The organism is Flavihumibacter fluminis (assembly GCF_021491375.1).
Classification (GTDB): domain Bacteria; phylum Bacteroidota; class Bacteroidia; order Chitinophagales; family Chitinophagaceae; genus Flavihumibacter; species Flavihumibacter fluminis.
The window spans coordinates 253,905-278,295 of record NZ_JAKEVY010000002.1 but is presented as its reverse complement, the minus strand read 5'-3'; the positions used below and the strand labels follow the sequence as shown (position 1 = coordinate 278,295).

29 protein-coding genes and 1 pseudogene are annotated in these 24,391 nt (G+C 44.4%); 17 read left to right on the top strand and 13 right to left on the bottom strand.

The window, feature by feature from the left end:
- Positions 1-19: 19 nt before the first annotated feature.
- Positions 20-448 carry an RrF2 family transcriptional regulator gene (locus L0U88_RS07445; protein WP_234865152.1) on the bottom strand — a complete coding sequence of 143 codons (429 nt, stop codon included), beginning with the start codon at positions 446-448 and terminating at the stop codon, positions 20-22.
- A gap of 132 nt (positions 449-580) precedes the next feature.
- Here L0U88_RS07445 and L0U88_RS07440 point away from each other — a divergent pair, with 132 nt between their 5' ends.
- The 8 genes and pseudogenes from L0U88_RS07440 (at position 581) to L0U88_RS07410 (ending at position 8,463) form a co-directional block, all read left to right on the top strand.
- Positions 581-1,996: a S41 family peptidase gene (locus tag L0U88_RS07440; protein ID WP_234865150.1), complete on the top strand. Its 1,416-nt coding sequence runs from the start codon at positions 581-583 to the stop codon at positions 1,994-1,996.
- Positions 1,996-3,075: a sensor histidine kinase gene (locus tag L0U88_RS07435; protein ID WP_234865149.1), complete on the top strand. Its 1,080-nt coding sequence runs from the start codon at positions 1,996-1,998 to the stop codon at positions 3,073-3,075. Before L0U88_RS07440 ends, L0U88_RS07435 begins: the two co-directional genes overlap by 1 nt.
- A complete protein-coding gene (locus L0U88_RS07430; RefSeq protein ID WP_234865147.1) occupies positions 3,050-3,814 on the top strand; it encodes a LytR/AlgR family response regulator transcription factor in 765 nt (254 codons plus the stop codon). The genes L0U88_RS07435 and L0U88_RS07430 overlap by 26 nt, the downstream gene beginning before the upstream one ends.
- 132 nt (positions 3,815-3,946) lie before the next feature.
- Positions 3,947-4,957: a hypothetical protein gene (locus L0U88_RS07425; protein WP_234865145.1), complete on the top strand. Its 1,011-nt coding sequence runs from the start codon at positions 3,947-3,949 to the stop codon at positions 4,955-4,957.
- A gap of 27 nt (positions 4,958-4,984) precedes the next feature.
- Positions 4,985-5,176, top strand: coding sequence for a hypothetical protein (locus L0U88_RS07420; protein ID WP_234865143.1), 192 nt, complete (start codon positions 4,985-4,987; stop codon positions 5,174-5,176).
- A 216-nt stretch (positions 5,177-5,392) separates the two neighbouring features.
- A pseudogene (locus L0U88_RS21045) lies at positions 5,393-5,575 on the top strand (DUF1349 domain-containing protein); the annotation flags it as partial.
- A 145-nt stretch (positions 5,576-5,720) separates the two neighbouring features.
- Positions 5,721-7,985, top strand: coding sequence for a xanthine dehydrogenase family protein molybdopterin-binding subunit (locus tag L0U88_RS07415; protein ID WP_234865141.1), 2,265 nt, complete (start codon positions 5,721-5,723; stop codon positions 7,983-7,985).
- 19 nt (positions 7,986-8,004) lie between these two features.
- A complete protein-coding gene (locus L0U88_RS07410) occupies positions 8,005-8,463 on the top strand; it encodes a (2Fe-2S)-binding protein (RefSeq protein ID WP_234865139.1) in 459 nt (152 codons plus the stop codon).
- Positions 8,464-8,490: 27 nt separating this feature from the next.
- Here the strand turns inward: L0U88_RS07410 and L0U88_RS07405 are convergent, their stop codons facing one another.
- The 4 genes from L0U88_RS07405 to L0U88_RS07390 all read right to left on the bottom strand — a co-directional run bounded on the left by L0U88_RS07405 (position 8,491) and on the right by L0U88_RS07390 (position 11,255).
- Positions 8,491-9,324, bottom strand: a complete 834-nt coding sequence (locus tag L0U88_RS07405; protein WP_234865137.1) for a hypothetical protein — start codon at positions 9,322-9,324, stop codon at positions 8,491-8,493.
- Between the two features lie 83 nt (positions 9,325-9,407).
- Positions 9,408-10,043 carry a hypothetical protein gene (locus L0U88_RS07400; protein ID WP_234865135.1) on the bottom strand — a complete coding sequence of 212 codons (636 nt, stop codon included), beginning with the start codon at positions 10,041-10,043 and terminating at the stop codon, positions 9,408-9,410.
- Positions 10,040-10,735, bottom strand: coding sequence for a CPBP family intramembrane glutamic endopeptidase (locus tag L0U88_RS07395; RefSeq protein ID WP_234865133.1), 696 nt, complete (start codon positions 10,733-10,735; stop codon positions 10,040-10,042). Before L0U88_RS07395 ends, L0U88_RS07400 begins: the two co-directional genes overlap by 4 nt.
- A 7-nt stretch (positions 10,736-10,742) precedes the next feature.
- A complete protein-coding gene (locus L0U88_RS07390; RefSeq protein ID WP_234865131.1) occupies positions 10,743-11,255 on the bottom strand; it encodes a hypothetical protein in 513 nt (170 codons plus the stop codon).
- An 80-nt stretch (positions 11,256-11,335) separates the two neighbouring features.
- Here L0U88_RS07390 and L0U88_RS07385 point away from each other — a divergent pair, with 80 nt between their 5' ends.
- The 3 genes from L0U88_RS07385 to arsB are packed head-to-tail and all read left to right on the top strand — an operon-like array spanning position 11,336 to position 14,425.
- The gene (locus tag L0U88_RS07385) at positions 11,336-12,883 is read left to right on the top strand and encodes a glycosyltransferase family protein (RefSeq protein WP_234865129.1); all 1,548 of its coding nucleotides are present in this window, start codon (positions 11,336-11,338) and stop codon (positions 12,881-12,883) included.
- A gap of 25 nt (positions 12,884-12,908) precedes the next feature.
- Entirely contained in the window at positions 12,909-13,358 is a 450-nt protein-coding gene (locus tag L0U88_RS07380) for a DinB family protein (protein ID WP_234865126.1), read from the top strand.
- Positions 13,359-13,363: 5 nt separating this feature from the next.
- Positions 13,364-14,425 carry an ACR3 family arsenite efflux transporter gene (gene arsB, locus L0U88_RS07375; protein ID WP_234865124.1) on the top strand — a complete coding sequence of 354 codons (1,062 nt, stop codon included), beginning with the start codon at positions 13,364-13,366 and terminating at the stop codon, positions 14,423-14,425.
- A gap of 5 nt (positions 14,426-14,430) precedes the next feature.
- Here the strand turns inward: arsB and L0U88_RS07370 are convergent, their stop codons facing one another.
- Together L0U88_RS07370 and L0U88_RS07365 are read right to left on the bottom strand one after the other, a co-directional pair.
- On the bottom strand, positions 14,431-15,360 hold the full coding sequence (locus L0U88_RS07370; protein ID WP_234865122.1) for an NAD(P)-dependent alcohol dehydrogenase: 930 nt from the start codon (positions 15,358-15,360) through the stop codon (positions 14,431-14,433).
- 47 nt (positions 15,361-15,407) lie between these two features.
- Positions 15,408-15,995: a Crp/Fnr family transcriptional regulator gene (locus tag L0U88_RS07365; protein WP_234865120.1), complete on the bottom strand. Its 588-nt coding sequence runs from the start codon at positions 15,993-15,995 to the stop codon at positions 15,408-15,410.
- A gap of 51 nt (positions 15,996-16,046) precedes the next feature.
- Between L0U88_RS07365 and L0U88_RS07360 the strand changes: the two genes are divergently transcribed.
- The 6 genes from L0U88_RS07360 to L0U88_RS07335 all read left to right on the top strand — a co-directional run bounded on the left by L0U88_RS07360 (position 16,047) and on the right by L0U88_RS07335 (position 19,800).
- Entirely contained in the window at positions 16,047-16,688 is a 642-nt protein-coding gene (locus L0U88_RS07360; protein ID WP_234865118.1) for a (4Fe-4S)-binding protein, read from the top strand.
- Between the two features lie 12 nt (positions 16,689-16,700).
- A complete protein-coding gene (locus L0U88_RS07355; RefSeq protein ID WP_234865117.1) occupies positions 16,701-17,282 on the top strand; it encodes a Crp/Fnr family transcriptional regulator in 582 nt (193 codons plus the stop codon).
- 127 nt (positions 17,283-17,409) lie between these two features.
- Entirely contained in the window at positions 17,410-17,811 is a 402-nt protein-coding gene (locus tag L0U88_RS07350; protein WP_234865116.1) for an NAD(P)-binding domain-containing protein, read from the top strand.
- Between the two features lie 5 nt (positions 17,812-17,816).
- The gene (locus tag L0U88_RS07345) at positions 17,817-18,401 is read left to right on the top strand and encodes a YceI family protein (RefSeq protein ID WP_234865115.1); all 585 of its coding nucleotides are present in this window, start codon (positions 17,817-17,819) and stop codon (positions 18,399-18,401) included.
- Positions 18,402-18,403: 2 nt separating this feature from the next.
- A complete protein-coding gene (locus L0U88_RS07340) occupies positions 18,404-18,847 on the top strand; it encodes a DoxX family protein (RefSeq protein ID WP_234865113.1) in 444 nt (147 codons plus the stop codon).
- A gap of 77 nt (positions 18,848-18,924) precedes the next feature.
- On the top strand, positions 18,925-19,800 hold the full coding sequence (locus L0U88_RS07335) for a hypothetical protein (RefSeq protein WP_234865111.1): 876 nt from the start codon (positions 18,925-18,927) through the stop codon (positions 19,798-19,800).
- A 6-nt stretch (positions 19,801-19,806) separates the two neighbouring features.
- Here the strand turns inward: L0U88_RS07335 and L0U88_RS07330 are convergent, their stop codons facing one another.
- From L0U88_RS07330 to L0U88_RS07305, 6 genes are all read right to left on the bottom strand, one after another.
- Positions 19,807-21,648, bottom strand: a complete 1,842-nt coding sequence (locus L0U88_RS07330) for an alpha-1,3-galactosidase-related protein (protein ID WP_234865109.1) — start codon at positions 21,646-21,648, stop codon at positions 19,807-19,809.
- 143 nt (positions 21,649-21,791) lie between these two features.
- Positions 21,792-22,028: a HepT-like ribonuclease domain-containing protein gene (locus L0U88_RS07325; RefSeq protein ID WP_234865107.1), complete on the bottom strand. Its 237-nt coding sequence runs from the start codon at positions 22,026-22,028 to the stop codon at positions 21,792-21,794.
- A gap of 14 nt (positions 22,029-22,042) precedes the next feature.
- The gene (locus L0U88_RS07320; protein WP_234865105.1) at positions 22,043-22,354 is read right to left on the bottom strand and encodes a nucleotidyltransferase family protein; all 312 of its coding nucleotides are present in this window, start codon (positions 22,352-22,354) and stop codon (positions 22,043-22,045) included.
- Positions 22,355-22,380: 26 nt separating this feature from the next.
- Positions 22,381-22,695, bottom strand: a complete 315-nt coding sequence (locus L0U88_RS07315) for a LytR/AlgR family response regulator transcription factor (protein ID WP_234865103.1) — start codon at positions 22,693-22,695, stop codon at positions 22,381-22,383.
- Positions 22,696-22,712: 17 nt separating this feature from the next.
- Complete coding sequence (locus L0U88_RS07310) at positions 22,713-23,486, bottom strand: FecR domain-containing protein (RefSeq protein ID WP_234865101.1); 774 nt, start codon at positions 23,484-23,486, stop codon at positions 22,713-22,715.
- Entirely contained in the window at positions 23,483-24,292 is an 810-nt protein-coding gene (locus tag L0U88_RS07305; protein WP_234865099.1) for an AraC family transcriptional regulator, read from the bottom strand. Before L0U88_RS07305 ends, L0U88_RS07310 begins: the two co-directional genes overlap by 4 nt.
- Between the last annotated feature and the right edge of the window lie 99 nt (positions 24,293-24,391).

Sequence of the window (24,391 nt, the reverse complement as noted above, 5' to 3'; positions counted from 1 at the left end):
TGTATTTTCCAGTGAAAAATTAAGAAAGAAAAGCCGCACCCTTTGAAATATCCTTGCTAATTGCTTCAATAGAATTGGTACGAAAGATATGCTCCAGTTGATCCCGCACTTTCGCATAGGCATAATGCAGGGGGCAGGGCTTGGCGGCAGAACAATGCGGTAATCCGAGTCCGCATGCAGTAAAGAGCTCATCCCCGTCCAGGGCCAGGACCACCTGCAGCACAGGCGCTTTCACCTGATCAGGGGTCATGAAAAAACCGCCACTGGGCCCCTTGCTGCTGCTGATTACCCCTTTTTTCACCAGCATTTGCAGGAGTTTACCCAGGGTATGTTCATTGCCTTCCACCCCGGAAGCGATTTCCTGGATGGAGTATTTATCCCCGGTTTTTAGTCGGGTTGCCAGAAAAAGCACTGCGCGTATGCCGGTTTTACAGGTAATGCTAAGCATGGCTCAAAACTGCTTCTTTTTTCCGATTCATCCATAGCCAAAGCAGGTTCAGTGAAGAAAAATGCGGGATCGGCAGAATTGGCTGGTGGCTGCGCCTGCCAGACCTGAATTTTGGGTTTCAAACTTAGCATTATGAACCTATCTATGATCTGGCAGCTGCTGATTGGCTGCCTCTTATTCACCGGGTTAAAGGCCCAGCAAAAAATATCAGCAGCTCAACTGAAAGAAGACCTGGCACTTGCGGATAAGGCATTGCAGGAAGCGCATCCCGGACTCTTTCGGTATACTAAACAGGCCGCCTATACGCAGTTGGTGCGTTCTATAGCAAACGGACTGACAGCACCCCTGACAGAAAAAGAATTCTTAGTGAGGTTACAGCCGCTGATTGCACAAATCAGTTGTGGGCATACCAAACTCCTGCCTGCTGCCTACCAGGAAGGAAAATTCCTATACCCGGCGACTAATGCTTTTCCGCTGCGTTTATATTTTGAGGAGCAGGAAGTATATGCGCTGGAAAGTTATGGTGAAGAAAAAGGCATCCCAGCCGGAGCGCGCATTACCCGCATCAATGGAGTTTCCATGCAGAAAATCAGAAAAAAACTGAGTTCTTTACTGCCCGCAGACGGAGTCATGCAAACAGGTATAACAGCAACGCTCAACCGATCCTTCAATTCGTTGTATGCAGTATTTATGGGTGAATCACCAGTTTATACAATTGCTTATGAATACAAGGGCAAAAAGCATCGTGCAGCAGTAAAAGGGATAACTGCTGAAATCATTGAGCAGGCAATTGCAACACAAACAACTGCTGCACAAAAGCCCTTCGAACTGGAGTGGAAAGGCAGCACTGCCTGGTTAACCATCCGGACCTTCATGGCGGATAAAGAACAATTCCCCTTTGAGAAATTTGCAGACAGCGTATTCAATGAATTAAAAGCAAAACAAACCAGTAACCTGGTGATTGATTGTCGCGATAATGAAGGTGGCATAGAAGACTGGGGAGGATATCTCTACTCCTACCTGGCTGATACCAATTTCCGGTATTACGACCGCATACTGGTCAACAAAAAAGACAGTTTCAGTTTTCAACGGTATGCCTGGCTTCCTCCTTTTTATCACCAGGCCCGCAACCTGATCCAGGAAAAAGATGGTAAGTTTTACTGGCCGCTGCAAACCTATCTGAAAGAACTGCCTGCACAGCAAAATCGCTTTACCGGAACTGTTTACCTCTTAGTAAATGGTCGCAGCTTTTCAGTAACTTCCGAACTGGCCGCGGTAGTAAAACAGAACAAGAGAGCCATCATCGTTGGGGAAGAAACAGGTGGTAACGGATACGTGAACAACAGTGGATTGTTTGCCATCCTGCGATTGCCTCATTCCAAACTGCAAGTGGGCATACCCCTGGCCTCCTTTTATATGAACAGCGATCCGGTGAATGGAAGAGGAGTAGTGCCTGATTATAAAGTGCCCACCACCATAACTGATATCCTAAGCAGGAAAGATCCGGTTGCAGCGTTTGTGCTGAACAAAATCAATACAAGCCATTAATGAGTGCAAAAAAACATACCGCAACTTATCGGTTGAAAGATAACTGGATCCGCTTTATAGGCATTCCGCTGATCGCCTTTACATCTCATATCATTTTTTTCAATGAACAACATTATGAAGAAGAGCTATTCGGTTTCTGGCAGATCTTTCTAATCAGTCTGGCTGAAGCTGTACTGCTTTGGGAAACCAACCGACTGGTGTTACTCTATTTCCACAAACGCTATCCGGAAGGGAAAGATGGAATCAAGCGTATCATAGGTATTTTGATCGGTTGTATGTTAGTAACCATATTGGTGCGCTATCTGAATATCTGGTTCTATGATAAGACCTTGTTCTGGGGTTATCTCTTTCCGCCGGAAGGCTATCTCTACAATATCCTGATCGCTTTGCTCTATGTAGTGATTGTGGTGGGCATTTATGAAGGCTTTTATTATTTCAGGGAATGGAAGCGCACGTTTGAAGAGAAGGAAGCATTGGAACGGGCATCGCTCACCATACAACTGGAATCACTAAAAGCACAGATCAATCCGCATTTTTTGTTTAACAACCTGGGCTCACTGGCATCGCTGATTACAGAAGACCAGGAGCGGGCAGTTGAATTCGTGCGACAGTTATCATCTGTGTATCGGTATGTATTAAAGGCCAATGAAAATCATTTGGTGCCACTGCATATGGAACTGGATTTTCTGGAACATTATTTTCGTCTCCTGAAAACCAGGTTTGAAGATGGCATTGAACTGGAGATTCATATTTCGGAACAATATGGCAAATGGCAGTTACCTCCGCTCACGCTGCAGGTATTGCTGGAGAATGTGATCAAACACAACAGCATTTTGCCGAATAAGCCATTGCTGGTGAAGCTCTATACCACGAAGGATGGCAAGCTGGTGATGGAAAACAATCGCCAGCCGAAGCTGGTGCTGATCGGGTCAGAAAAAATAGGCTTATCCAATTTGCGAAAAAAATATGAGCTGTTGCATGAAGGCACCGTGCTGGTGGAGGAAACGTCCTCACTATTTAAGGTAACCATCCCTTTAATCAAAAAAGAAAACTATGCGCTTGCTGATAGTGGAAGATGAGAATTTGCTGGCGAGTCAGCTCACCAAAATGGTAAAGGAACTGGAGCCGGATGCTGAGATCATGAGCCGGACTAACAGTGTGGCATCAACGATTGCTTTTCTGAAAGAAAATGAATCACCTGATCTGATCCTGATGGATATTGAATTGGGCGACGGACAGTGCTTTGAGATCTTCCAGGAAGTAAAAGTAACCGCACCGGTCATCTTTACCACAGCCTATGATGAACACACGCTGAAAGCCTTTAAAGTAAACAGCATAGATTACCTGTTAAAGCCGATTGAACCAAAAGAATTGAAGGGGGCGTTTGAAAAATACCGCGAGCTTTACGGCAACCAGCAGATAAGTCCTTCAACTGAAAAATCAAGTCGCCTACTCAGCCAGTTGCAGGGTGAGAGCCAGGTAAAGAACCGGTTCCTGGTCAAAAAAGGGCAGCAATACCTGACCATATTAACCAGTGAGATTGCCTGCTTTGAATCGAAGCAGAAACTAACTTACCTGCATACCTATGCGAAAAATAAATATATAGTGGATTACACCCTGGATGAGCTGGAAAACATGCTGGAACCGGGGGATTTCTTTCGCATCAACCGCCAAACCATCTTACATATTGGAGCTATTGAAACGATTTATCCCTGGTTTAAGGGGAAGATCAAACTAGAATTGAAGATTCCGCTGGAGGAGGAAATGCTGGTGAGCCGGGAGCGGGTGACGGACTTTAAAAAATGGCTGGGAGCTTGACCGGTGCACCAATTAACGGAAATAAAAGTCTATTGATCTAAAATAAATAAAACACTTATACTAATACTAGGTGGATACCGTTAGATCTAGGTAGTTTTGCTTATTGATCGTAAGTAGAACCCTTAGAAAACAATGAAAAAGGTATCCATAACACTCCTTTCGCTTTTTCTGTTGTCCGTGGCTGTTGCAGCCTGGTACAGCTCCAACACTACACTAACCAGCGGGATTTATCCCAATACCGGCTGGAATCAAACCCTCACCATTGCAGCAAATAGCACGGTTCGTTTTACCGGCAATACCAATTTTGCAGGAGGCAACCTGGTAATCGAAGAAAATGCTACCCTGACCATCCAATCAAATGGGCTGTCGGCCAATGGAAATATCACCTTACGGCCGGGCGCCAGATTGATTGTAAATGGCAACCTTGTGATCAACCATGGAGGTGCCAGTTTGCGAATCAACCAGGCAACGGTAACGGTCAATGGAAATTTCACACAATCAACCGGCCCTGTTGAAGTGGGGAATGATGGGCTGCTGGATGTTTCGGGAACAGTAACATCCAATTCAGGAGGTATCACTGTGTTGGACGGTGGAAGAATCAACGCCAATAATTTCGTTTTTAATGGAACCAATACTATAGCCGGATTGCTGGTAGCGAACCAGAACACCCGGATCAACAATGGCAACCTGGCATTTACAGGATGTGGGGAGCTTCGCACCTCAAACCTGGATATTCGGAGTCCCAATACCGTATCCGGAAATGGCTTCCTGGTAGTTTCGCAGAGTTTTGCCAATGGAAGAAATGCAGGCTGGACAGGCCATCAGTTAACCACCAGCAATGCAGTTGGGGTGTATTATACGGGCCCGGCAATCAATGCCAACTGGGGAGGTGCCTACATGAATCCGACAGCGAATAATCCTTGTTTGGATTTGTTACCGGTATCCTTTGAGAAATTCCAGGCGCGCCCACAAACCAATAATCAATTCCTGCTGGAATGGACGGCACCTGAAACAGAGGAAACAGAAAGTTATGAGATCCAGGTATCAGAAGACAATATCAATTTCCGAACCATAGAAATCGTACCTGCCAAAGGAGAAAAAGGCGATAAACGATATCAACAGAAAGTTCATGTAGGATTTTAATCACGATTTCACTTAAGCCCGCCCGTTATGAAAACAACTATAGCAACAACACTATTCTTTTTCAGTGCATTATTCCTGCTCAGTTCCTGCGCGAAGGAAACTGCCGAACCAGTACAAACCGGACAGAAACAGGTCATCATTCGTATTAAGCAGGTGCAAAAGGATGGAACGGTAACCTATTCACCCAGGGTAAGGGTGCAGGTACGGAGTGTGATGTGAGATGTGAGACGTGAGATGTGAGATGTGAAAATCCAACATCTTTGCAGTATGTAAAACCGATCAACCTGAAGCAATGGCAATGGTTACATCAACCAGAATGCATCTATATCCCGCCTGGGAAGTGTAGTCACTAACCTGGGTTATTCAGATTGGGCAACTACTGATATTCCTACCGGTTTACAACAAATTCATTTCAGGTTATAAAGAAGAGGTAAGGACTTTTTAATAGAGCAAAGCAAAGACGGTAATACCTACACGCAGATGCGCATCTTTCACCTGCATCATATTCCCGGCACCATTAACGTAGGCGTATATGCCTGCAGTCCGGTAGGCCCGGGATTTCCTGCAAGGTTTTCAGCATTTAATATAGAACCCTGCATCTGGCCTGAATATGTTTAACCTGCCTTCAACCAGTTAACACTGAACCGCCAGACCAAAACCGCAATACTGGTAGGAAAATCAGGAATTTGTATACTTCCGGCAATCCTAAACAATAGGATCTTTAAAAATCTATTTCAGGTAACTTACAGCAAAATAAATGACCATGAGCCAACCCAACAACTCCGTTAACCGGCGAACTTTTCTGAAGTCGTCCGCACTTGCCGGAGGCGGACTCTTACTCAGCTTCACCTTCCTGTCAGCTTTCAAAAAAGGAGAGCTGCCCGCAGACCTGGAAGCCGAAGACCAATGGTATGAAATAACCGGTTACATTAAAATCACGCCGGATAATAAAATCAAAATATTGAATCCCAACCCCGAGTTTGGGCAAAATGTAATGACATCACTTCCCATGATCGTGGCGGAGGAACTGGAAGTGGACTGGACAAAAATTATAGTGGAGATGGGGCCGCATGATAATGTAAAACTAGGACCCCAGTTTACCGGAGGCAGCAATTCTGTACGCATGTACTGGAAACCTCTTCGGGAAGCAGGAGCTGCCGCGCGTCAGATGCTGCTCTTAGGTGCTGCTCAAACCTGGAATCTGCCAGTGGAAGAACTGACAGCGAAAGCAGGGATGATCTATCATGAAAAATCCGGCAAATCCGGCACCTATGGGGAATTTGCTTCCAAAGCAGCCGCCATAGCCATTCCCAAAGGAATGAAGCTTAAAGAAGCTAAGAACTTTAAGCTGGTCCGCAATTCACAAAAGAATGTGGAAGGACAAAAAATTGTATCCGGCAAACCACTTTTTGGAATCGATTATAAACAGGAGGGAATGTTGATCGCGATGATTGAACATCCGCCGGCATTTGGCATGAAGTTAAAATCATTCGATGCAACCGAAGCGCTGAAAATGCCTGGCATTACCGATGTATTCAGACAAACTCTTTATGAGGCCGGCATGGAGCAGGGAGGTTTTGATACGCGAACTTTTAATGAGTTGTTAGTGGTTGTTGGAAAGACTACCTGGGAAGTGATGAATGCCCGGAAAAAACTAAAAGTAAACTGGGAGCCGGCAGGTGAAACAAAAGATATCATCAATGGCAGAACCGGTAAAAAAGAAGTAGTCGTTCCTGGTAAATTGGAAACCACCAGTGAACAGCGGAAATTAATGCAGGAGTATGCAAATCGGCCAGCCCAGCAACTTCGAAAAGATGGCGATCCGGAAGCAGCGTTTAAAAATGCCGCACAAATTATCGAGCGTACCTACAATGCACCCTTTTTGGCTCACAACTGTATGGAGCCGATGAATTTTTTCGCGCATGTTGAAGCTGATAAAGCCTTGCTGGTAGGGCCACTGCAGGCACCTGCCTGGACAGAACCCCTGCTTTCAAAAGTATTAGGTCTCCCGGCGGATAAAATCGAAATACAAATGACCCGGATGGGCGGAGGATTTGGTCGCCGCGCTTATGGGCATTACCTGGCAGAGGCAGCCCTTATATCAAAAAAAGTAAAGGCTCCGGTAAAACTGATTTATACCAGGGAAGATGATATGACCTATGGTATTTATCGTCCCATGTACACAGCTACTTACCGGGCTGCATTGGATGCCAATAAAAACCTGATTGGTTTTCATGTAAAAGGGGGTGGTATACCCGAACATGCGATTCACGCTAATAGATTCCCAGCCGGGGCAGTAGACAACTACCTGGCGGAAGCCTGGGAGATACCATCCAATATTACCATCGGAGCATTCAGAGCTCCCCGGTCCAATTTCAATGCAGCCGCGGAGCAATCTTTTTTGGATGAACTGGCGGAAGCAATGGGCAAGGATCCTATTGATTTCAGACTGGAATTATTAAAGCGTGCAAAAGAAAATCCGGTTGGTAAAAACAATGAGTATGATGCTGACCGTTATGCCGGCGTATTACAACTGGTGAAAGAAAAATCCGGCTGGAACAAGGAAGAAAATAAAAAATACAGTCGCGGTGTGGCAGCTTATTTCTGTCACAATTCTTACGCAGCCCATGTCATTGATTTCATTAACAAAGAAGGCAAACCAACAGTAGAAAGGGTCTTCAGTGCTGTGGATTGTGGTATTGTTGTGAATCCCGATGCAGCAAGCAATATGGTAGAGGGAGCAGTAATTGATGGAATTGGGAATGCACTCTATGGTGCGCTCACACATAAGGAAGGAGCTGCTGAACAGAATAATTTCCATCGGTATAAAATGATCCGGATGAATGAAACGCCCAGGCAGATCGATGTGCATTTTGTGCAAAATGATATTGATCCAACCGGATTAGGTGAACCACCTTTCCCTCCTGTATTTGGGGCGGTTGCCAATGCGCTGTATAGAGCAACCGGGAAACGTTATTATGATCAGCCTTATGGTCCTCAATTAAACAGCGCGAAAAGAGCTTTCTAACAACAAAATTATCACGACAATGATCTCCTTAACTATCAATAACAAAACTTACAACCTGGATGTAGATCCTGCTACACCATTGTTGTGGGTACTCAGAGACCACCTGGATCTGGTTGGAACCAAATATGGTTGTGGCATGGCGCAATGCGGGGCCTGCACTGTGCATCTGAATGGTGAAGCGGTACGCTCCTGTGTAACAAGAGTGAGCCAGGCGGCTGGCAAAAAAGTAGTAACCATAGAAGGATTATCGGAAACAAATGAACATCCGCTGCAAAAGGCCTGGCTGGAATTGGATGTAGCGCAATGTGGTTATTGCCAAACCGGTCAGATCATGTCTGCTGCAGCCTTGCTAAGAAAAAACAGCAATCCAACAGATAAAGACATAGATGCTGCGATGGCTGGAAATATCTGTCGCTGCGGAACCTATCTGAGAATACGGGAAGCTATTCATTTGGCGGCTGATATGGGGAAGAAGTGAGACGTCAGATGTGAGACGTGAGAAGGGTTAACCTGCTCCTACCCTGTTCTGAATTCTCCTGGAGAGGATGGCGGTGGTTGCTGCAGCAATGGCGGACCGGGTGGATTCATCCAACTCCTTATAGAGCCATAAGTTTTTGCCCCAGGTATCAATGATGGCGCAAACTTCATCGCCGATTCTGAATTCATAAGCGAAAGGGATGGCAAAAGGCATGGCATGTTCCTGCCCATGTTTATCAATCACACGTTGCACACGTACAGTTGTAATGGTAAGTGTATCACCGGCGGCAACCAGCAAACCACCCTCATTAAAATCGGCAGCCTGGAAAGGTTGTTTAACTGACCAGTCGTGGTTGCTGTACATCACCAGGTTCCATTCATCGCGCTCTGCTGTGTTCTGCGGAATAAACCTGGCAGAGAAAGCATATTGAAAAGCCTGCTCCCGGTACACCTCACTCACCCAACGGGTATTAGATTTAAACCTGGCACCTTCCGAGATTTCCTGTTCCTGTGCGAGTACCTGAACAGACTGCTTCCCATCCGTAAAACTATACTCAAATTTATCCCGCTGCACGGAGCGCAGGGTGCCCAATTCAATCTGAAACAGGTTCAGGAGATTTTCCTGTAACAGCGATTGTTCATTCCTGTTATACCGGCCCCTGGTGGTGATCAATCCGCGTTTGATTCGGGAAGTTGAATAGGGTCCTAACTGGACAGGCTTCCTGCCTTCTCCGGTACCAGCAATTTTCACGGGATACTGGATCGCATGCTCTTTGAACCGGTTGGGAATGGCAATCTGCATGTTGGGAGTTCCGCAGGCAAGAAGCATGGAGACGAGTACGAATAAAACACAATTTTTCATATCCTTTTTTTATGATCTGATTAGTTGTTTATTCATATACCTCTGCAAGGAACAAAAGGGTTGGGTAAACAGAAAGATTTTTTTTAGTTGGCTGGCATCGGTTTCATTTTGTATTTGGAAAGCAATTCATGAAGGGGCTCCACATTCAGTTTTTTTCTTTCCTCGTCGGTAGCCAGGGTGGTATCGATGGGCGCCAGCAGGGAGGCGCCTGTAGCAGCATCAAACACGAATTGGGTGCCATATTTCTGATACCCTTCCGTATACAGGAGGAAACGATCGTAGTTCAGGGCAACCATCCGGGGGAAGTTTTCCTTATTCAGGGAGGCGGTATCATTCACTGCCTGCAATTCCTTCAGGGCAGCACTTGAAAGATGGTAGGCCAATAAATAATTCTCCGGACTCACACTGCCCAGTTCACCCTCGCAGAGTTTACCGGCAGTATGTTGCAGGATCAGGGCTGCGCGGAATTTATCAAGTGGCGACTTCACTTCGCCGGTAGCCAGCAACTCAAAAATCCGGTTGCGATGCACTTTATCATAGTTCTCCAGGATTACGGTATCGGTTCTGGCATCGAGCTCACGCAGTTCAATATCCTTGAGGAAAAGCTGTTCAATTTCCGAGTTGTCAATCGGCTTTATTGTTTTCTCTTCCTGCGCTTCTTTACAGCTCAAAAGCGTTACAAGGGCAATCAGAACGTAAGACAAATGAAAGTTTCTCATGGTTTTTGTGTTGAAATTAAAAGCAGTGTGTAAATAACAATATCCTGTACAAAATGGATGATCCAGGCGGTGCCAATACCACCTGTTTCAATAACGGATTTGGCTAAAATCCAGCCGAGGCAACCAGCCATGAGGACACCAGCCGGACCGCCAGGATTTCCGAAATAATGCACCAACCCAAAAATGAGGGCTGCAGTCCAGATAATCTGAAGGGGACTAACCACCCCATCAAGTAATCCCACAACAGAAAATCTGGTAATGATTTCTTCATTGAAAGCATTGGTAGCAGAGAACAGCAGGATAAACGGCAGCATCTCCCGGATGCGACTCCAGTCGGCCGTTTTACCCAATCCTGCATACATAAACAAGGCCGTAACCAGGGTAATCACAACCAGGAAAGAGCCACCTGTTTTATACCAGGAATCTCCTGCTTTAATGCCCAGGATTTTAACCGGCGCTGCAACTGCGGAGAGGTCACCAAAACGCAGGAATTGCTTACTATCGGGGGATAAGAGAAGCGTAAGACCCAGGGTTAAAAGACTCAGTAGTAGTCCGTATACCTGAAACTTGATCAACTGATTGACCAACGGATTGCCCACGAATTCAAAAGAGAAACTCTTGACCCAGGTATTACCAAGAAGGTATAATATAATAGCAACGGAAGGAATCAAAATACCCGCAACCACTTTCATAACCTGATTAAGATCCTTTTATACTGAATGCAAACATAAAATCGTTGGAACCGAAGAAATATTCTCCTGCCTGGAGGTTCGTAACGATGAGGTAGTAAACCCCCTCTTTGATTTTTTTAACCTGGTAATCGATTTTAGTAAAGGAATTGGAACTGCCGGCAACAGTTGCTTTGGAAGTAATAAAAACCCGTTTGTCATTTTTCACATCAAACTGAACCAAATCAAAAACAGAAGTGGGATCGGTACCTGGTTGCACCTTCACAATAAAGGACAATTCCTGTTGCTTTTCAATTTTGACCGGAGAGGAGCTTCCATTTAAATAGAAACCCGCTTCTGCTTTAAACAGGCTTTTCGCTTTAGCCATGGTGTTGTACTGTGATTTTTCCAGTTCCACCAGGGCTTTGGTTTTCGAATCGTAGAAAGCCGGTTTATCATTGAACTCAGGAATGATTTGTGCCCTGAGATCCAAAAAACTACAAAAGAGGAGTACCAGTAGGATTAGGTGATTCTTAGGTTTCATGAAACGAAGCTAGACAGGAAAAAAGCCCAGGAAATTAACATAGGGTAAGTTTTGAAGCCGGAATTAATTTAAATTCAGCTATGAGAAAAGACTATAGCCCCAGGACGCTTCATTTTTGGTTGCTGGTAGTCTTTCTGGTAGCTGTATTACTGCGTGGCGTCCATTATTTTGGCAGGTCATCCATGTGGCTGGATGAATTGGCCTCCGCTTTTAACATTAGTGAACGAAGTTTTTACCAATTAGCAACAGAAAGCCTGGATTTCAACCAGGTGGCCCCACTGGGTTTTTTATGGCTTCAAAAAACAGCTACACTCCTTTTTGGTGTGAATGATCATGCTTATCGCTTCTTTTCCTTTGTGTTATCCTTGCTCTCGTTGGTATTGTTTTTATCCATCTGTAAAAACTTCCTCAAAGGCTTACCCCTGCTGGGGGCTTTTGCCCTATTTGCATTTAGTATAGCGATGGTTTTCTATGGTGGTGAATCCAAACAATATTCCGGAGATGTAACCGCAGCACTGTTCCTGGTTTGGAGTAGTCTTCAATTAATTAAAGGAGAACTGAAACCTTCACAACTATGGGTGCTATGCATCGGCGGATTTCTACTCATCTTCTGCTCCATGCCGGCGGTAGTGCTTGCGCCTTTTGTACTGGGCATGGTGTTGCTCCAACTGGTAAAAAAGAAAACAGCTTTACCCATCCGGCAATTTGCGTTTATCGCTGCGAGTTGGGCTTTTGCCTGTTTGTTACTAAGCTACTACGCCAAATTTGTTATCAGTACTGGCACACAAGAGGCCATGAGTGATTACTGGTCGAGAGGATTTGCACCACTTACCAGTGTACCTGATTTTCTCCTTTGGATACCAGTCAAACTGCACAAGGAGTTAAGCTTTTCATTAGCCTGGTTTGCAACAGATGAAATTCCGCAATTGAACTTTATAGCCTGGGCACTCTTGATACTATCAGTACCAGGCATTTTTTATCTACAAAAGCAGTTTGGTGTGGCCACAACAATGCTACTGGCACCAGTTATTGTAGCGTTGGCATTGGCTATTTTCCGGATTTTACCTTTTGATGGCAGGGTATCCATTTATGCAACCTGGCCTTTTTTAGTAACAGGTCTGGCAGGAATCGTTGCACTCACACAATGGGCACCCAAAATCGTATCACCCGGCATATCAGCTGGTTTAACGCTACTGGTATCCTTGCCAATCGGACTACTATTGATTGGTGTTCCGTCCTTACACCCACCCTATAATAGCCAGTCGGCCCAGCCGGTATTAAGAGAACTCAAAAAACAACTGCAACCGGATGATATAGTTTATGTCTATTTCAAATCAAATTATGCCATGCGGTTTTATGGACCGGAGGAAGGAATCACCAACTATGTAGCAGGTCGTGGTTATGCAACAGCAGACTCCATACTCAGAGAAATAGATTCATTCAAAGGCCGCAACCGGGTCTGGTTTTTCTTTACCCAGTGGACTCGCAAGCAACCCTTCCCGGATACAATCAAAGCCTATATGGGGACTGTAATTGGAAAACAGATAGGTTATATTCCTGACCCGGATGGAAACACAGCCGATATAGAAGCCGCGGCCTATCTTTATGATTTATCTGGCAGGGATTGAAAACACCCCCTAAATCATATATAGTATGGAAGCCAACAACCTCGTACAACTCTGGACAGAAGGAAGAACCCGATTCACCAATCAGCTTTCTTCCATCACCGAAGCGGATCTGACTAAACGATTAGGAGATGCTCCGAATTCAGCAGGGTTTCTGATCCGCCATATTGCGGATGTAGAACTCCTCTTCACCAAAAATGTATTTAAAGCAGAAGGACTGCAGGTACATGCCAAAACAGTGATTGCCCAAAAAGATACAGGCGAATGGACCAACCTGGCGGAATTGCTATCCTATCAGCAAACAGCATACGAAGCACTAAGAGCTGTATTGCTCAGCCAGCCGGATAGTGCGTGGGAGGAGACCATCACCACCAAAGAATTTGGTACCAAGACAAAAATGGAAGCGCTGGGACGCATCATAACCCATACTGCCTACCACGCAGGGCAGTTAGCAATTATCATAAAGTACGGAAAGTAAACAGTATGTCTGCAAACGACTGTGCACCTGCACATAAAAGAAAACGCTTGAGTTTTTTAGACAGGTATCTAACCCTTTGGATTTTTTTAGCAATGGGATTAGGCGTAGCGATTGGCTACTTTCTGCCTGAATCCCCCGGATTTATCAATTCCTTCTCTTCCGGCACCACCAATATTCCATTGGCGATTGGCCTGATACTGATGATGTATCCGCCCTTTGCGAAGGTTCGCTATGAGCAACTGAAAGAAGTATTCAGGAACACGAAAGTATTGGGTATGTCGCTTCTGCTGAACTGGGTGATTGGTCCGGTTCTGATGTTTATCCTGGCCATTGTGTTTGTGCATGACTATCCTGAATACATGGTGGGACTCATACTCATTGGTCTCGCGCGATGTATTGCCATGGTCATTGTATGGAATGAGCTGGCAGAAGGAAGCAGGGAATATGCAGCCGGACTGGTTGCCCTCAACAGTATCTTCCAGGTATTACTGTACAGCGTTTATGCGTATGTGTTTGTAACGGTATTACCTCCACTCTTTGGTGTTTCCGGTTCTGAAGTAAACATCACCATTGGTGAAATAGCTGAAAGTGTAGCCATCTATTTAGGAATTCCCTTCGCTGCAGGATTATTAACCCGTATGATACTACGCAAAGTAAAAGGCGATGAATGGTACACCAACACATTCATTCCCTTCATCTCTCCTATCACCCTAATTGCATTGCTCTTCACGATTGTGCTTATGTTTAGTCTGAAAGGCGAACTGATTGTGCAGATTCCAATGGATGTAGTGAGAATAGCCATCCCGCTAGTTATCTATTTCGCGATCATGTTCCTGGTGAGTTTTTTCCTGGGTAAAAAAATGGGGGCGGATTATTCCACCAATACCTCCATCGCATTTACTGCAGCCGGCAACAATTTTGAACTGGCCATTGCAGTAGCAATTGGGGTATTTGGCATCAACAGCGGACAGGCATTTGCAGGTGTAATTGGCCCACTGGTGGAAGTACCTGCATTGATAGCATTGGTGAATGTGGCTTTCTGGCTGAGAAACAAATACTACACCTGATTAATTTATCGGGGTAAATCGCCAATCGTTACAACCACATTACCTTTCTTTTTTCCGGCATCAACATATCGGTGGGCGGCAACGATTTCGTTGAAGGGGAATACTTTATCAATAACAGCCTTGCATTTCCCTTTCTCAAACAAATCGCAGATAAGCTGCAAATGCTCTAATTTTTCAGTAGCCATATCCATTCCATTGACAGTTACAAAGTTGCCACCCTTTTTTAAAAGAGGCTGGCAGCTTTTTTTTGTAGTGTAACCAACGGCATCCAATATGATATCAAATTTTTCATTCAGCAGCGTAAATTCCTGTTGGTCGTAATAAACTACCTTTTCTACGTTGAGTTGCTCCATTAATTCCTGACCTGCACTGCTGCAAACAGCTGTCACGGTTGCACCATAAAAGCTGGCTACCTGAATAGCTGCGCTACCTACTGATCCAGTAGCCCCATAAATAAGTATGTTGGGACGTTCATATTTCCGGATGCCTGCTTTCTCCAAAAAATAAATCGCAGTATGCCATCCGAAAGGAAGGGCAGCAGCTTCTTCAAAACTTGCATTGACAGGCATATGGGCAATAACTCCTGTTTCATTTAGGGCAATGTATTCGGCATAGGTACCAAAACGAAAACCGGTCATACCGAAAACCTGGTCTCCCTTTTTAAAACGGGTAGTTTTGTTTCCTGTTTCTTCCACTATGCCAGCAAACACAGTACCCAGAATAGATCTGCGGGGTTTATAAAAACCAAAGATGATCTTCATGATAATTTTTTGAAACCCACTAACAGCCAAACTGCGCAGTTTTACATCGCCTGAATTTACAGACGCAGCCATAATGCGCACTACTATTTCATTGTCTTTGCAGACAAGCTTGGGCACCTCCGTGATCTCCAACTGTTCTGGTCCACCATATCTTTTACAAATGGCAGCTTTCATTGTATGCATCTGCAATTATAAGGTGCCAGTATGCATCAATTTCTTAACTATTGGTAAGATTGTTGTCGTTTAACCAGCCTGCCTCTTAATCGGCTCAGCGATTCAGGCGTAATGCCGAGATAACTGGCTAACTGATGTTGAGGGACCCGTTGAAACAAATCTGGCCGCGATTCTATCAGTGCCAGGTAGCGCTCTTCCGCAGAGGAGGTTTTAAACTTATCTAACTCCATTCTTGCTTTAGCAACTAGTTGTTCGGAAAGTACCCTGCACATCATTTCAAAACGGGGGAATCTGTCAAAAGCTGCTTGTTCAAGTTCTGGATTCGAGATGCAAACCACGGTATCTTCTACGCAGGAAATGGAATACAGTGAAGGGGATCCATCAAGAGCAGAAGCAGCGGATAACACCTCCCTTTCGGTATAAAATTCAGTAGTTTTCTCTTCGTTGTTCTTCAGGCAGAAGGTTCTGAGGCAGCCTTCCAAAACAAAATAACTATCATAGGAAACCTTGCCTTCTTTTAAGAGAATTGCACCTTTTTTGAATGATTTAATGATACTCAGCTCGCGGATAAGCTGTTTTTCATCCTGCGAAAGTTCCATATAACGCTCTATAAAATCAAAAAGCACCTGTTCCATAGAATAAAATTATGGATAAAAAGGGTTACTTTATGTGTGAAATAAGTGACCATGCAATACAAAATGGAGAAGCCCGTAAAGGGCACTATCGAAACCGAAAAATACCAGTGTACGATTGAATGGCGGAACGGACAAATCATTGCGGATGAGCCGGCATCATTGGGAGGAAAAGATACGGGCCCGGATCCCTACAGCTTGTTGTTATCTTCATTGATTTCCTGCAAGCTGATAACGCTTCGCATGTATATCGATCGTAAGCAATGGGATATTCCAGAACTTACGATTAACGCCAACCTATACCAGGAAACCAAAAATGAACTAACAACCAGTTATATTGATTGTGATCTGATTTTTCCTGCCGGGGTACCGGATGACCAGCGTGTGCGCCTGCAGGAGATCGCAAAGAATTGTCCGGTTAGTAAACTCCTGCAGGGCGAAGTAAAAGTCCGCATGTTTGCCTTCCGGGAACCCGAGACCAAAACCATCCGCTACAGCACGGAAGATGTAACTGTGGAATGGAAACCGGAATTGTGTCAGCACTCCACCCGCTGCTGGAAACAGTTGCCCCAGGTGTTTAAGCCTACACAGAAAAAATGGATTGAACCGGATGGAGCGGATAAGGAAAGGGTGGAAGAACAGGTAAAGAGGTGCCCATCCGGCGCGCTGGTATTTATTGATAATAAAAAAGTATAAGAACTGCTGATCATGTACGAACTCTTCTTCCAGCAATTCAATGAAAAAGTTCCTTTAACAGCAGAGGAGCAGGAAACAATTAAAACCTTTCTCACCCCAAAGAAATTACGGAAGAAACAATACCTGCTGCAGGAAGGAGATATATGCAAATACATCGCTTTTGTTGAAAAAGGAGCACTGAAATCCTATGTCATAGATGAAGCAGGAACAGAACGGATCACGCAGTTTGCCCTGGAAGGATGGACTATTTCTGATCTGTATAGTTTTCTCACGGGCGAACCCGCCACCTATCTTATAGATGCGATAGAAGATGCCGAACTGGTATTAATCAGTAAAGCAGCACATGAAGAACTGCTTCAGCAAGTACCAAAATATGAAACCTATATCCGCCTGCAAATAACCGGTGCGTATATCGCGTTGCAAAGAAGACTTACGTCGATTATCAGTCTGCCTATAGAAGAACGTTATAAAAACCTTACCACCCTCTATCCCACTATCGTTCAACGTGTACCGCAACACATGATCGCCTCCTATATGGGCCTCACGCCGGAAACACTTAGCAGAGTACGCGGACGTGTAACCGGCAGAAAATAAACAGCCTGCTCTAAGGCATTGATCAAAATCAAGGAATCTACTTGTCCAAACGCAAGGGAATTTCTTGCTCCAACGTAATGGAGCAGGGGCTCCTCCCGTGGTAGCTTTGTGTTCTCAACTGAAGAAAATGAGCACAAAACAAACCATAGCAGTAATTGGGGCATCCGATAAGAAGGGTGCTGCGATTTGCAAAAAGCTGGCTACGGGAAATAACAGGCTATTACTCTTCGCCAGTGATAAAGAAAAGGTGAAGGTCTTAGCTAATGAAATCACAACCGGCACTGAATCCGCAGAAGTGGAAGTGCTGGAATGCCCAACAGATGCTTCCTGGGAAGCAGATGTAATCGTTTTGGCGGTACCCTGCGATTCAGAAAAAGAGATCGCTGAAAAAATCAGGGAAGTAGCCAATCAGAAGCTGGTGATCACAATTCATCATCCCGTTGAAGCCTTGCAACAACTATTACCCCATTCAAAACTGGTCAAAGCAAGCACAGAAACAATTCAATCCATCATTCAAAACAATAAATAGAACATATGAAAAAGTTAATCGTAATTCTGAGTGCATTCGTAGCATTAACCGCCTTCACAACTCTAAGCACTACCTGGTCGAACGATGACGCGCATTCGCAGTTAGGTTTTACCGTAACGCACCTGGGACTGGTGGATGTGAGCGGCACCTTCAATGACATCGATGTATTTGTAAAAGCAAACAAGCCCGATTTCAGTGACGCAAGTTTTGAGTTAACAGCCAAAGCAGCCTCTATTGACACAAGGGTGGAAGCCAGGAACAATCACCTGAAAAGTGCCGATTTCTTTGATGCAGAGAAATTCCCCACACTGAATTTCAAGAGTACCGGAATCAAAAAAGCAGGTAAGAACAAATTCAAACTGACAGGAGATTTAACCATTCATGGCGTGACCAAACCAGTAACCATGGACCTGCTTTATAAAGGCACTGTAGAAAATCCCATGAGCAAAAAGCAAACAGCCGGATTCCAACTCACAGGTACCATCAAACGTTCTGATTTTAATGTTGGTCCGGGTTTCCCTGCAGCCGTAATCAGTGATGAGGTTCGGATCAAAGCGGATGGAGAATTCATTCAACCTGAAACCAAGTAAACATGAAAAAGATCGATATCGCATTATTAATCGCACGGGTTGGCATAGCAGCGCTGATGCTGACACATGGAATTCCGAAATTGTTGATGCTGTTCTCAGAAAGCCCTGTACAGTTCCCACCGGTATTTGGGATGAGCGCTGAATTTTCATTAGTCCTCACAGTACTGGCTGAAGTGTTTGGATCCATCTTCCTCTTAGCTGGATTATTCACCCGATTGGCAGTAATTCCATTAATCGGCACCATGCTGGTGGCAGCCCTGCTGATACATTCAGCGGATCCCTTATCTGCAAAAGAGCCTGCTTTGTTGTACCTGACAACCTACCTGGTATTGTTTTTTGCAGGAGCAGGCAAATATTCGGTTGATTATCTACTGCAGAAGCGGATGATTGCAGTCAAGCCAGCGCGTAAGGAAAAAGATGATCCGACTTTGGCAATTTACCAGTAAGGAAAAACAAGTTTCTAAAGGAAGTACATCAGGTACTTCCTTTTTTGTTTCAAGCCAAAACAGTATCTTATGAGGCAATGGGAACCTCCTTGAAGCGATATACAACAATGATCCTGGCTGCTGCAGCATTTGGGTTTGTATTTACGGCTATTCTTTACAATCTCGGTATTCAGCAGTTTGCAGTAAAGTATATGCTGATCGGTGCATCCTATTTTCTTTTTTATTTATTCCTGGCAAAATGGTTGAAAGAAATCAACCAATACCATATTGCTATTTCACTTGCAATTGTTCCCTTTCTGATAGATGCAAGCACAGTTATTACCAATCCGGCTTTGGTTCCACTAAGATTTCCGTTTTCTACCACATTTTTGTTAATCGGAATCGTATCCGGATTAGTGCTGATCAAAAAAAGTAGTGCATTTTATGGTCTGCTTCTATTCTTCCTGATCTATTCCTTTTTAAGTTGGAAATACTTCATTCCTTCCATCATTTTTACCGATCAAATAGTAGATAATAAAAAGCTTGATCCTTCTATATTATCTACCCGGTTTTTAGATCTGAATAGAGATACAGTAGGAATAGGTTCCAGCGGCAGTGAAATTATATTTATGGAACTATTTTTTGTTGGCTGTGCACCCTGCGAAAAGAAAGAAGAAATGTTCCTGGAATTATACAAGCGTACCCCCTCCCAAAAATTTCAAACCGTATTTATCTGCGAAGGAAGGATTTCCAGTTTTGAACAATTCAAACAATATGCAAGGGAAAGCAAATTGAAGAACAAGGTTCAATTCCTGTATAATTTCGACAGCAGCTTCAACGAAAAGATACAAAATGAATATGGATTCCCGTATGAACTGGTTTTTAAAAACAATCAACTAATACGAACATTCTCAGGTTATAATGACGAGTCGTTTGAAAATCATTTAACGTATCGAGTTTCACTACTTAAATAAGAATGCCTACGGATGCTGGACAACCAGCTTCAATCCTTTTGAGCGAATGGTCTTTTTCTCCATTTTATCAAACTGGAGTATTGGTTCCCAGGGTACCTGGAAGGTATTCTTCAGGACGGTCACATTTGCACAGGCCGTTAGCTGCAGCGCTGCTTTGTCCCCTTTTTTTGGCAAGAGTGAAGAGGCTTCAATGGTATTGGCGCTAAAGTCGAGGCCCATAGTAGAACGTGCCTGTACGAGCGGTTCATCATAAACCTTGAAATAATTATTCCGTATTCGAATGTTACGGTGTACATATTGATTCGGCACCAATTCATGATTCTCAGGAGCGATGGAAATAACAGCATTTCCCGGCTCTGAATTATAACCGCATTCTTCAAACCGGTTGTTCTGAATCAATACATCGGCAACGGGACCAGATTCATACCAACTGCTGGCATCATTGGCAATTAGAATGGCATGCATACCCGTTCGAACAAATCGATTGTTTTCAATACGAACTTTTTTCCTGGTTGTCACCAGTATACCCCGTGTATTCGTACGCTCAAAATGAGAGTTTTGAATCGTTACTTCAGGCGTCCAACTAATATTCTCTAAGACAAAATCCTGATTTACTTCTTCCGGGATGGCAGTTTCCATTTCCAGTTCCATAAATCGCTTGTTCAGCAATACCGCTCTTTTTACCTTTCCCAATCCATGAGACAAGAGTGTTGCACTTTTTACAAAGGCAACCGTATCACCCTGGAAAAAGGCCTCGAATCCATAGGTTTGATGATGCATGAATTCTACCCTAATCGTATGGGTATTGATTTTCTCCTTCACCTTCAGATGCGTTCCATGAACATTGATAGGATCATCATGTGCACCTGATGTATAACACTGATCGATTACAATACTGCCCTTACATCCGGAGAAATGAAAGCAATCAGCAAAAGATGCAATGATCCGATCAGAACCTTCAGCCGGTGCCACTTTTACCCTTTCAAACCGCAGGTTTTCAGAAAACTGGGAAACAATTCCTAATCCGTGCATGTAGTGCATGCTGATATCCTTCAGACTGGTATTCACAGAGTGTGAAATCAAAGCGCCTGAATTGTCGCGATACGGATCCCGCATGGTCAGGTGATCTCCTTTTTTCCAACCTGTTTTACTGAAATCACCCGTCACTTCCAGTTGATTCGGAGCAAGTTCCCGAACCTTACCCTGCTGAACGGAACGAAAATTACTATAGCGCATCATCCCGGTTTGCGGGTCAACCAGAATGGTGTGTAAATTCTTTGCACTCCATCCTTCTCCGTACCAGATTAATTGCTCGTTTAGTACCTGGTACCTGGAATCCGGATGAACCTGGAAATTGGCGGAAGTTGAAGTAATGAATTGAATAGTGAGCTCTGACATAGTGGGACGTTCATAATCAAAGCGTACACCCTCGATCGTGATACCCCGGCAATCGAGCAGTGCAAAAGACAGCATCTTTCCATGTAAAACAATCAGTGTTTGTTCTCCCCGAATATGCAACTGGCGAAAGCCTTCGAGCAGCAAACCAATCGATTTTACTTTGGATAAGGTATCATTCTCTGTCCCATTACTTATATAAAGTTCCCGTTTCGAAGCAAACTCAGGCCAAAGATCAATTCTGCCGGCAGGTAATTCAAGGCGGGCACCAGGTTTATCCTTACAATAAAGTAGGGCCTTTTGCAATGCAGCACTAGCATTTTCAAAACTATTGGGACGAACACCAAAATCAGTGGCACGTACGATAGTTGTATCGGCGGAATAGGCCATGCTGGTCGGACAGAACAAACAGAACCCTATTGACAAAACGTATAACAAGCACCTTGTTTTCATGTACAACAAGTTAGCTGCTAAAGCGATAAACCGATTCCAATTTATTCTCCGAAGAAGGTTGTTAATTCACCTGAAAATTGCGGTATGATTTACACAAACGATTGAGTAAGTAACTAACTACAGCAAATACCGTTAATGGGTAATCAATCAGTAGAAGAAAGAATTAATTCAATATGTTCCTGCATATCCGGGAGCTTCGATTGAATAATATCCCAAACTATATCGTAATCAACTCCAAAATAATGATGAATTACCCCATCCCTTGTACGAGCCATTTTTTTCCACTCTATTTCCGGATGATCAGATTTGAAATCATCCTCCAATTTTTTACTCGCCTCCCCAATAATTTCCAAACTTCGAATGATGGCTCTGCATAACACTTAGCAATTCCAGGTTAGAGTTTAACATCCTGCACCTGCTTTAAAATATGGGGACCGATATGTTTGCTAAGTGATTGCGGAGTTACCAATTCCACTTTTCGGTTTAATAGTTCTTCCAGGTAAATACCAAGGTCCATGAAATTATCGAAGCTCTTTTTACCTCGTTCAAATTCAACCAATAAATCTACATCACTCTCCCTGGTAACGGTATTGCGCAAGAAAGAACCAAATACCCCCAGACGTTCAACGCCATAGGATTTTATTTGGGCACTGTTTCTTTGTAACCTTTCCAGTAGCATTTCCCTATCTATTACCGAAGTAGACATAACTCAAATTTACTAATAATTCCCTGCTACACAAACATCCGGCATTTCTGCTTCAACTCAGAGCGGCCCAGTCGCGAAATGGGCAGTTCCTTATCGGCTACCAGCACACTGCCTTTACTGATACCGCGGATATGCAATTTGGATACAATAAAACTGCGATGCACTTTGATGAAAAGATCCGGGGGCAAATGATCCGCCAGCACTTGTAAGGGCGTGCTTAGTAAATACTCCCGGTGCACCGTAACTACTTTGGAGAGCTTATTGCAGGATTCGATGTACTGGATCTCCTCCTGTAGAACCAGCTCCCATTTGCCTGCAGTACGAAATACCAATTCTTTCATAATGAGTGGGGTTAGGGTTATTCTTCAATGGGTGTTGAAAGGGAAATCATATCGGGCATCCAGGTTGCCTGCTGGCCCGATTCCAATCCCCATATATTATGCGCATCGAAACCGAAATTCACATACCCTCGACTGGTACTCAGACTTGCCTGCTCTTCTCCTATTTGTTTGTATAGAAAGGATCCCTCAATGGTTGTCGCAAATGTTTTACTGCCTTCCACTTTGAACGGTTCACCCGGACGTTTACGAATTTCAAACCTTGCACTTCCTTTTAGGATTACGTGGCGCTGAAAGCGATCCAATTCCTCCGGAAAAATAAGTGTTGAGTGTGGCAATAATTCCACCAGGGAACTATCACTCAGGTAAATGATCTTTGATTGCTCCTGTGTACTAACCGTGAGTCGGGTCCACGTAATTTCTGAAAAAGATTTTCCCCTCCACCACTGCTTGAATGGCCCGGTAGGCAAAAACGCATCCACAGCAGAGAGAATCAGAAATGCGTATAAGAGATACAGCAGGATTCGTTTGATCCAATTGACTTTCCGCTTCTCCTTTCTTTTGTACTGATTCAATACCTGCAGAGTTGAAGCACCTGTCCCCTCTCTATTGAGCTCTAACAGCAAATCAAAGAAATGGCTGTTGGCTTCGCGCTCATTGAGCCATACATCAAGTGCATCTTTTTGCTGGGGCGTTGCCAGCTTCAGGAAAAAATCCTGCAGCAGTTGCGCAGCCACAGGATGCAGATCTGCCTGCGTAGCTGCGAGTTTGAGTTGATCGTTAAGTGTAGTCATTTTTTATACATTTTCCGGAACTGAGCCGGGGTGAGTTGAGTTAGTTTATCAAAGTTTTCTCGAAAGGTGGCTTCCCGCAGGTAACCACATTCCAGTATGATTTCACGGATGGACTTATTGGTGTGCACGAGTAAATCCTTTGCTAGCATAATCCGCAACTGATTCTGTCGTTTCGCCATGCCCGTTCCAAACTGTTCACTGAAAACCTGCTTCAGCGTACACTCATTTAATCCCACTACCCGCGCAATCTGAAGCGTGGTTAAATCCTCTGTCAAATGCTGCCGGATATAATTATCAGCAAGTAAGGCATAGTGCCTTAGCAACTGTTTATCCTCTTCCACTGCAACCGGCTGCTCCATCTGTTCCAACAAAGCCAACAGCAAATGCGATAACTGAACAGAAAGCCATTTATCCGGAAAGGCATTCGGTGCTGGGGTATTCAGCATCTCTGCAACAATGGCCTGCAATTTGGCCGTGGGATGAAATCGACCCTCTGTAAACACACCCAGATCCATGCGTTTCACCAGCGGTTCGATGTTGTACAAGAGGAACTGCAGCTTTGCGTGATCCGGCAAACAGAGTTGATACAAGCGGGATCGAAATAAACAGCAATTGCCAGGCTGGAGTAACCAATCCACCTCCCTGGTGCGCAAGCGAACAGCACCTTCTGTAACCAGCAAGAGTTTCAGCGCTTCTGTTGGCTGCTCCTGATTGAGCTCCACTGCCTCCTTCTGCACGTAGGAATAAAGATGCAAAGGGCCATCGGTGGTTGCATATTCCTGTAAGTTTGAAGTAGGGAGTAACAAGTGTGAAGATTTAACGTGATACAATGCTAAAAACAGTTCGGCATACTCGCAAACAATTGGCAGGGAAATTTGCGCTTCGGAGCAAGGTTCCCGAAACCG